Origin of the sequence: Streptomyces sp. NPDC059567, from assembly GCF_042735655.1 — a bacterium.
Taxonomy (GTDB): Bacteria; Actinomycetota; Actinomycetes; order Streptomycetales; family Streptomycetaceae; genus Streptomyces.
This window is the reverse complement of record NZ_JBHWBS010000165.1, coordinates 1-8,796: the sequence shown is the minus strand read 5'-3', so window position 1 is coordinate 8,796 and position 8,796 is coordinate 1. Positions and strand designations below refer to the sequence as shown.

6 protein-coding genes are annotated in these 8,796 nt (G+C 72.1%); 3 read left to right on the top strand and 3 right to left on the bottom strand.

The window, feature by feature from the left end:
- Positions 1–114: 114 nt before the first annotated feature.
- From ACFVZW_RS36070 to ACFVZW_RS36060, 3 genes are all read right to left on the bottom strand, one after another.
- On the bottom strand, positions 115–1,122 hold the full coding sequence (locus tag ACFVZW_RS36070) for a LacI family DNA-binding transcriptional regulator (RefSeq protein ID WP_384530691.1): 1,008 nt from the start codon (positions 1,120–1,122) through the stop codon (positions 115–117).
- A 178-nt stretch (positions 1,123–1,300) separates the two neighbouring features.
- A complete protein-coding gene (locus ACFVZW_RS36065) occupies positions 1,301–2,854 on the bottom strand; it encodes a carboxylesterase/lipase family protein (protein ID WP_384530689.1) in 1,554 nt (517 codons plus the stop codon).
- Positions 2,855–2,953: 99 nt separating this feature from the next.
- A complete protein-coding gene (locus tag ACFVZW_RS36060; RefSeq protein ID WP_384530693.1) occupies positions 2,954–3,475 on the bottom strand; it encodes a phosphatase PAP2 family protein in 522 nt (173 codons plus the stop codon).
- Between the two features lie 1,025 nt (positions 3,476–4,500).
- On the opposite strand from ACFVZW_RS36060, the gene ACFVZW_RS36055 reads away from it, so the two are divergent.
- The 3 genes from ACFVZW_RS36055 (at position 4,501) to ACFVZW_RS36045 (ending at position 8,670) form a co-directional block, all read left to right on the top strand.
- Positions 4,501–5,778 (top strand): MFS transporter, encoded by a 1,278-nt coding sequence (locus ACFVZW_RS36055; RefSeq protein WP_384530687.1) that lies wholly within the window; start codon positions 4,501–4,503, stop codon positions 5,776–5,778.
- A 271-nt stretch (positions 5,779–6,049) separates the two neighbouring features.
- A complete protein-coding gene (gene surE / locus ACFVZW_RS36050; protein ID WP_384530685.1) occupies positions 6,050–6,979 on the top strand; it encodes a 5'/3'-nucleotidase SurE in 930 nt (309 codons plus the stop codon).
- 38 nt (positions 6,980–7,017) lie between these two features.
- Positions 7,018–8,670 (top strand): carboxylesterase/lipase family protein, encoded by a 1,653-nt coding sequence (locus tag ACFVZW_RS36045; RefSeq protein WP_384530683.1) that lies wholly within the window; start codon positions 7,018–7,020, stop codon positions 8,668–8,670.
- Positions 8,671–8,796 lie beyond the last annotated feature (126 nt).

Below are 8,796 nucleotides of genomic sequence, written 5' to 3'. Positions count from 1 at the left end.
CCCGTGAACCCCACGGACCGGGAGCCGCCGCATTCCCCAGTGGGTCACCGCTGTTCCGGTGGGAGGCGGTCCCTCGGAGAGGCGGGGCCGCAGATCCTTGAAGGGGATGAACGCTCAGGAGGTCTGGCGATGGACGAGCACGGCCTCTATGGCGGGGATGGGCGCCGTCGAGCCGGTCTCGATCAGCTGGTGCAGGGCGTCCGCGATCTGAGCCGGTGAGGCCAGGTCCAGGCGGATCGTGCTGAGCGGGGGCTGCTGGAACGCCGAAAGGACGAGGTCGTCGGAACCTACGATCGCGACCTCGTCCGGCACCGCGATGCCCTCGGCCTTGAGCGCGTGCAGCAGCAGTGCGGCGTACTCGTCGTTGTAGGCGAAGACGGAGTCGAGGTCCAGGCTCGCCCAGCGGCCGGCGAGCGCGGCGGCGGACTCCCGGGTGTAGGCGAGTTCCACCGGAGTGACGGTGGCCATGTGTCGTGCGGCGACCGATTCGGCTCCCGCGAGGCGCGGCCTGGCGAAGGCGTCGAGGCCGCGCTCCTGGGGCATGACGACGCCGATACGGTTCCGGCCGCGGGTGATCAGGTGCTCGGCGGCCGTGGCGCCGATGCGGGCGTGGTCGAAGCCGATGGTGTGGACGCCGGGCAGCGGGTGGGACGCGAAGGCGAGCAGTCCGCGCACTCCGGCGCGGCGCAGCAACTCGGCGGCCTGTGTGGTGAGGCGGTCCCCGTCGAGGGCGACGACCGCCGCCGGGCGCAGTTCCGCCCAGGCCCGGGCGGCGTCGACGGGGTCGGCGAAGCGGCCCGCGTGGAGGACGGCCGTGTAGCCGCGGCGGTCGAGTTCGCTGTGCAGGTCGTCGACCCAGTCGCTGACGAGCCGGCCGATCGCGGAGATCGAGGCGGGCATCAGGACGAGATTGCTGCGACCGGCGCGCAGGGACCGGGCGGCGGCGTGCGGGACGTATCCGAGCCGGTCGGCCGCGTCGAGGACGCGGGCACGGGTGCTTTCGCTGACCCGGTGGCCCGGGGTGTCGTTGAGCACGAAGGAGACGGTGGCACGGGACACCCCGGCGAGGCGTGCCACATCGGCGCTCGTGATCGAGGCGGGGACGGGGGTTTCTTCTGCCATGACGTCCCTTGACGCTCCTTGCGGTGGGTTCGTGCCTGCGGTCGTACCTTCTTCCACCATCGAGGTTACACGAGTTAGACCACGAGAGCGGTGAGCCGTGCGCGACAGCGCCCGGCCCACCGCGGGCTCGCTATTCCTTCCCCCCGCGCTCCCTTCCGCTGAGAAGGGAGCGCGGGCGTTACGCCGGGAGGTCTCGCCCCACCGTTTCGTGCAGGCGACGCGAGTCACCTGCGAGGTCCCCGAGAGCGGTCACCACCGAGTCGAAACGCATCGTGGTGCGCGTCTCCACGCCGTACGGATCCCAGGTCGGCATCGCCGCGTGGTTCGGGTCGCCGGTCCGGGCGAACGCGATCCAGGCCTGGTGCATGGTGTGCGCCAGGCCGTCACGGACCGTGGGGTCGAGCCCGGCCAGGAACGGCGCGTGCGCCCACTGGTCGAAGTTGGCGAAGACGAAGGGGAGCTCGAGGCAGTGGGCGGCGCCGAGGCGGCCGTCGTGCGCGGGCGTGGGCAGGTCGAACTGGTAGGCCCAGACGGGCCGCCCCGATGCCGCCCTGGCCTCGGCGAGTCGCACGGCGGGGACGCGGAAGAGCTCGTCCGTGATCAGGTCCATCAGCACCTCTGCGGGGCCCCCGCCGGGCCGGGTCCGCTCGTAGGCCGCGTACACCTCGGGTGCGGCCTCGGCCCCGAAGGTCTCGGCGATCCGGGCGGTCACCTGCTTCCGGTCGGCGGCCGCGTACCCCGGGTCGAGGGCGAAGCCGAAGTTGGCCTCTTCGCGGGTCCAGCCGATCATCACGTCGACGCCGGTCGCGGCTCCGTGCAGGAGGGCCTCCACCGGGTGGCGCGTCAGGGTGACCCCGTCGATGACGGGCAGGAACGGGGTCGGCCAGTAGCCCCAGCGTGACGTCCGGGCGAACAGCCCGCCGGCCGCGCCGATCAGTACGGGCCAGGGGAGTTCGCGCAGTTCCGCGACGCTCTTGACGCCGGCCAGTTCCAGGTAGGCGGCGGTCCGTTCGAGGTACGCGTCCGGGCCGGGGAGGTCGAGCCCGAAGGGCGGGCTCTGCAGGATCACGCGCTTGATCAGCCCCTGGGTCTCGGGGAGTCCGGCAAGTGCGGCCGTGGACAGCGCGCCGCCCGACTGCCCGGCGACGGTGATGTTGTCCGGGTCGCCGCCGAACGAGGCGATGTGCGCCGCGATCCAGCGGAGGGCGGCCAGCTGGTCGCTGAGCCAGGCGTTGCCGGCACCTTCGGGGTTGCCCTCCTCTTGGCCGGTGTAGAGGTAACCCAGCGGACCGATGCGGTAGTTGATGCTCACCACCACGAGGTCACCGTCGCGGGCGAAGGTCGCTCCGGAGTAGTTCGGCATCGATCCGGAGCCCGAGACGAAGCCGCCTCCGTGGATCCATACGAGCACCGGCCGACGGGCGCCGTCGGCCGCCGGGGTCCAGACGTTGAGCGTCAGGCTGTCCTCGTCGAAGGGCGGCGATCCATGACCGCCGAGGACCGGATCCCCACCCTCCATGTACAGCTGCGGCACGCTGGGGCCGTCGGCGGTCGCGTCCCGGGTGCCGCTCCAGCCCGGGTGCGGCTGAGCGGGGCGCCAGCGCAGGTCACCGACCGGGGGTGCGGCGTAGGGCACGGCGCGGAACACGGCGACCCCGCCTTCGGTCGTGCCGCGCAGGCGCCCCGCGGGGAGGTCGATCAGCGTGTGGTCCGGGCCTGGGGTGAGAGCCATGAGCCAATCCTTCCTGGGCCGCGCGCAGAACACGCGCCGACCCGATCGAGAATATTGCGAAAATTCTTCGATCGTCAACTATCCGCTATAGCGCAGGTCTCACAGCCACAGGCTGTTGGCCGCCGTGCGCTCCGCCTCCGTCTTCAGCAGGGGCTCGAACAGCCGCCACAGCAGCAGACATGCCCCGACTCCGGCCAGCGCGCCGGCAAAGGTGTCACTGAGCCACTGGGCGTGCAGCCAGGTGCGGCTCCACATCATGGCGACGACGTACGCGGTACCGAACAGCCACCACCAGCGTCGCGCACGCGGCGGGAACAGCACCACCGCGGCCACGAACATCAAGGCCACCGCGCTGAAGACCTGCCCGGAGGGGTACGAGCCGTCATTGACGAGGACCCAGGGATACGGCGGACGGGGGCGGTCGACCAGCTGCTTGAGCGGCAGCACCACGACCACGTTGGCGAGAACGTTGGCCGCGAACACGTACAGCGCCGAGCGCCAGCGCCCGTAGACACAGAGGACGCCGCACAGGATCAGCGGCAGGATCAGGCCGAGCGGGCCGCCGAGCCGGTCGAGAACGGTGGCGAAGCCGGTGGCCGCGTCGGCCTGCGAGCCGTCCATCGACTCCACCCAGCGATCGTCGACCCCCTGGAAGAACGGGCGGTCGACAACCCGGAGCCACAGCCCGATCAGGAGCGGCGCGAGGAGGAGCGCGATTCCGACGGCAAGCGCGTGGCGCGGCGGAGCTGCCGGGAGGTGATGGCGGGGAGGATGCGCGGGAAGCGGGGGCGGGGGCGGCGTGGCGTCGGGTGGGCTCGGCATCATGGCGGGCCTTTCACGGTGTTCACCCGGAGCGGTGGGGCGCACGGGAGGGCTGGCGCGGGGTGCGCGGAAGGGTGGGGCGGGGGGGTACGGGGAGGGTGAGGAGCGGGAGCGGTGGGGCGCGGAGGCGGAGGAAGCGGAACGGAAGACGGCGAGAGCCGGGCGGACGGGAGCAGAGGAGGCGGGACGGTAGGCGGTGCGAGGGGAGGAAACGGGACGGGAGGCGGCGCGGACAGGGAGAAGGCGCGGCGAGGGGAGGCGGGAAGGCTCGGCGCCAGGGGGACGCGGTGGCGAAGGAGGCGCGACGACACGGGAACGCGGAGGCGGGGAGGAGTGGTGTCGCTCGGCCGTGCATGTGTAGGTCGTACGGCTGCATGGGCCGGCAGGAGCACCGGAGCCGTAAGGCCGTCGCGGTGCGGCACGGAGTATTGCGGATGCGTGACCACCGCCACAAGAGCAAGAGGGTTTCGAGACACGATCGCCCTGGTCAGCACCGCCGTCCGAGTGGTTACACGTGCCCCACGTGCGGTTCTCTCCTCGGTCACGATCTGCGCAACGACCGGGCACAAGCTCTAGCGGAGGCCGGAAATGGGTGCTACACAGTCTCCAAGCGCTGCGGGTAACACGTGTAACAGCATCTTGTCGGCCGCAGCCGTCAGCAACGGCTTCCGGCGACACCGCCGCCCCGCGACCGCTCTCGGGGCGTCTCCCTCACCCGTGTACCGCCCACCCGTGTACCGGAACCGACGCATCACGGCCCACACCCCGGCCGACACCGGTCCCGTACCCCTCCACCTCCCCGCTCCGTCCTCCCAGGAGTCGTCATGGCCACGAACGAGCTCACCGATCCGATCGACCCGCCGGCCGCAGGCGCCGACACCACCGCCACCACCGCGGAACCGGAAGCTCCACGCCAGCGCGGGCTCATGCTCCTGCTGCTGGTCGCCAACTCCGCCATGATGGCGGTCTACATGGGCGTCGGCTCCGTCCTCCTGCCCACCCAGGTCGCCGCGATCGCCCCTGACGACAAGGTCGCCGTCCTGGGACTGATCGGCGGCATCAGCGCCATCTTCGCGACCGCCTTCAACCCGATCGCCGGCGCCCTCTCCGACCGCAGCGGCCGCCGCAACCCCTGGATCCTGGGCGGCGCCCTCGGCGCGCTGCTCGCCCTGGCCCTTCTCGGCAGCGTCACCACCGCGCTGCTCGTCGGCATCGGCTGGTGTCTGGTCCAGGCGACGATGAACACCTACCAGGCGGCGGTCACCGCGATCGTGCCCGACCGCGTCCCCGCGGCCCGCCGCGGCACGGCGTCCGCGCTGGTGGGATTGGGAATGCCGATCGGCGGTACCGCCGGCGTCCTCATCGCCTCGCAGACGGCGACGCAGCTGCGCACCGGATACCTGATCTTCGGCGCGATCGTCGCCGTGGCCGCCCTGCTGCTCTCCGTCTTCTGCCGCGACACCCCGCGCACCGAGCCCGCCCCCAAGGCGGGAATTGGCTCCCAACTCGCCGCGTTCCTCTCGTCGTTGGCCAATCACGACTTCCGCTGGGCCTTCATCGGACGCGCGCTGATGGTGCTGGGCTACTTCTCCGTCGTGGGCTACCAGCTGTACATCCTGGGCGACCACATCGAGCTTCCGGCCGGAATGACCCCGCCCGCCGCGATCGCGATCCTCACACCGGTGTCGATGGTCGCCGTGGCCGTGTCCACGGTCGTCGGCGGCCTGCTGTCCGACCGCTGGAACCGCCGCAAGGTGTTCGTCGGCGTCTCGGCCGCGCTGGCCGGGGTGGTCATGGTGGTCCCCGTCATCAGCCCGACCTGGACCGGAATGCTCGTGTTCAGCGCCCTCAACGGACTCGCCTTCGGCTGCTTCATGGCCGTCGACACCGCGCTGGTCACCCTGGTCCTCCCCCGCGCGGAGGACGCGGCCCGCGACATGGGCGTCCTGAACATCGCGAACGCCGGGCCGCAGATCGTCGCCCCGTTCGTCGCCTCCGCCATCGTCACCGCGCTGGGCGGGTACACCCCGCTGTTCCTGGCCGGCGGCGCCCTGTCGCTGATCGGCGCGCTCGCCATCCTCCCGATCCGCAGCGTGCGCTGATCTCGCTGGTCGGCTCTTTCGGATCGGGTGCCGGTTGCCGTGCCTTGCCTTGCCGGCACGGCGGACCGGGTTCCGACAGGGAGACCCGGCCCCGTCGGCCGCGGCCCACGCCGACGCCGCCCGACCACCCGTACTCCGGCGGGCACATGCCGAGGGTCACGTGCCCGCCGGTCCCGTACCACCTCATCGCACCACCGCACCCTCGCGAAACAGCACCCTCGCGCCACCGCACCCTCATCTCCCCCTGCCTCCCTCTTCCTAGGAGCCTCCTGTGAGACGCAAGCGAGTCCTGCCGCCGGCCATGCTGATCCTGTGCACCACGGCGCTCGCGGGGACGGCGCCCGCGGTCGCCTCGCCGCAGACCGCCCCGGCACACACGACTCCCACCGCGCCCGCCGCTCCGCTGCGGATCCTGCTCACCAACGACGACGGCTACAACGCACCCGGCATCCGCAAGGCGTTCGAGCGCCTGACCGCAGCCGGGCACGACGTCACGATCGTCGCCCCGCTCACCAACCAGAGCGGCACCGGTACGAAGATGTCGAACGCCCCCACGATCACGGTGAAGCACCCGGAGCCGAAGGTGTGGGCCGTCGACGGCAGCCCCGGCGACTCGGTGGCCTTCGGCCTCTCCGAGGTCTTCGAGGGCCGCGCCCCCGACCTCGTCGTGTCCGGCACCAACTTCGGGCCGAACGTCGCCGGGCTCGCCAGCCACTCCGGCACGGTCGGCGGCGCCGTCGCGGCGGTGGAGTCCGGGGTACCCGCCATCGCACTGAGCACCGGTGGCCTCTCGGTGCCCGATCCGGTGACGACCGTCAACGCGATGGGCCCGACGCTCGACTTCGCCGTCAAGCTCATCGACCGGCTGCGGACACGGGCGAAGTCCGGACCGCTGCTGCCCAAGGGCGTCGGCCTGAACGTGAACCACCCGGTCGTCGGCGCCGACGGCAAGGGCACCGCCGCCGGGGTGTCCACCACCTTCCAGGATCCGCAGACGATCCTCGAACCGAACTTCACCGACTCGGGCGACGGCACCTGGAAGGTCGCCGTGACGGTGGACATGCGGCCGGCGGCGAAGGGCGGTGACGTGGAGGCCATCATCGCGGGCAGGATCGCCGTCAGCCCGATGAACGCCAACTGGAACGCCGGCCCCGCCGACCATGCCACCACTTCTGCCCTGATCGCCGGTCTGCGTCCCTGACCACCGCTCCACCCGCACCAGCCAACTCAGGAGGATGGATGAAGCGGCCTGGAAACCGGCCCACTTCGACAAGACCCCTGCTCGGTACGGCCCTCACCCTGGTGGCACTGCTCGCGTCGGCGGTCCCGGCCGCCGCCTCGGGCTCGGAGTCGACCTCCACCTCGGCTTCGGCTTCGGCTTCGGCTTCGGCTTCGGCGGGCACGCTGCAGCGGCCGGTGGTCACCGTTGCGCAGGGCCGGCTTCGGGGAAAGGCCCACGACGGGGCGGAGGAGTTTCTCGGGGTCCCCTACGCAGCACCCCCGGTCGGGGAGGCCCGCTTGCGGGCGCCGCGCGAGCCGCTCCGCTGGGGCGGCGTGCGGGAGGCGGACCGGCAGGCGCCGGCCTGCGTGCAGTTCTCGCCGTTCGGCCTCGCGGATCCCTCGGCCGTCAGCGAGGACTGCCTCTACCTGGACGTGTACCGACCGAAGGGGGCCCGGACCGGGGCCCGGCTACCGGTGATCCTGTGGATCCACGGGGGCGCTTACACCATGGGAACGGGCACTCAGTTCGGCGGCCGGACGATGGCCGATCTCACGAACAGCGTCGTGGTCAGCATCAACTACCGGCTCGGCCAGCTCGGTTACCTGGCGCTGCCCGAACTGGCGCGCGAGAACGCACGGCGTACGGGCTCGTTCGGCCTGCTGGACCAGGTCGAGGCGCTGCGCTGGACGCGGCAGAACATCGCGGCGTTCGGCGGGAACCCCGGCAATGTGACGGTCTCGGGGCAGTCGGCGGGCAGCGCTTCGGTCTGCGGGCTGCTGGCCGCGCCCTCGGCGTCCGGGCTGTTCCACCGCGCCGTGCTGCAGAGCGGGCCGTGCACGCTGATCGGGACGCCCGACAGTGCGCGGGCCGAGTCGCAGGCTCGGGAGTTCGCCGGGCGGGTGGGCTGCACCGATGCGGCCACGTTCGCCGCGTGCCTGCGCGCCGCTCCGGCGGCGGCGCTGGTCGAGGCGGCGCGCACGCTCCCCACCTCGGGGCCGGCCTCGGGTGACGGGCTGCTGCCGGTGGCTCCGGCCGCCGCGATCGGCAGCGGGAAGTGGAACAAGGTGCCGGTGGTGATCGGCAGCACCCGATCCGAATCGCGCTTGTTCGTGGCACTGTCCCAGCCGAGGCTGACGGAGGAGGAGTACGAGGCGCAGATCCTGGCGGGGTACGGGGCGGCAGGGCCGGAGGTGCTCGCCCGCTATCCGGTCTCGGCGTACGGCTCGCCGTACCTGGCGCTGTCGGCGGTCATGACCGACTCCTCCTTCGCCTGCCACACGGCGTGGACGGCGCAGCTGTTCGCCTCGCAAGTGCCGACGTACGCGTACGAGTTCGACGACCCGGACTCCCCGACTCTGGCGGGCACGCAGGTTCCGGGGCTCGACATGTCGAACGCGCACAGCGCCGAACTGGCGTATCTGCACGACTTCACGGCGGGCGACCGGCCGCTGACCCAGGTCCAGGCGGCGCTCGCGACGCGGATGAAGCGCTACTGGGGTGCCTTCGCCCGCTTCGGTTCGCCGGTGGTACCGGGGCAGACTGCCTGGCCCACGACCGGGAGCGGGACGGTCCTCTCGCTCAACCCCGAGGCGACGCGAACGAGTTCGTCGTTCGCGACGGACCACCAGTGCGGCTTCTGGCGGACCCAACCGACCTCTCCGCCGCTGTAGCTCTGCTACGGGTCGGGCCCCCCGCCCCCGGGTGGTGGGGGGGGGGCCCGGGGGGGAGGGGCGGCTCCGGGGGGGCCCGGACGGGGGGGTGTTCGTTTATGTGGCGGGGCCGCCCCGCCGGGAGGG

Bases quoted from the DNA above. Each gene is read 5' to 3' on its own strand.
- ACFVZW_RS36070 (WP_384530691.1), bottom strand. From the start codon at position 1,122: ATGGCAGAAGAAACCCCCGTCCCCGCCTCGATCACGAGCGCCGATGTG.
- ACFVZW_RS36065 (WP_384530689.1), bottom strand. From the start codon at position 2,854: ATGGCTCTCACCCCAGGCCCGGACCACACGCTGATCGACCTCCCCGCG.
- ACFVZW_RS36060 (WP_384530693.1), bottom strand. From the start codon at position 3,475: ATGGACGGCTCGCAGGCCGACGCGGCCACCGGCTTCGCCACCGTTCTC.
- ACFVZW_RS36055 (WP_384530687.1), top strand. From the start codon at position 4,501: ATGGCCACGAACGAGCTCACCGATCCGATCGACCCGCCGGCCGCAGGC.
- ACFVZW_RS36045 (WP_384530683.1), top strand. From the start codon at position 7,018: ATGAAGCGGCCTGGAAACCGGCCCACTTCGACAAGACCCCTGCTCGGT.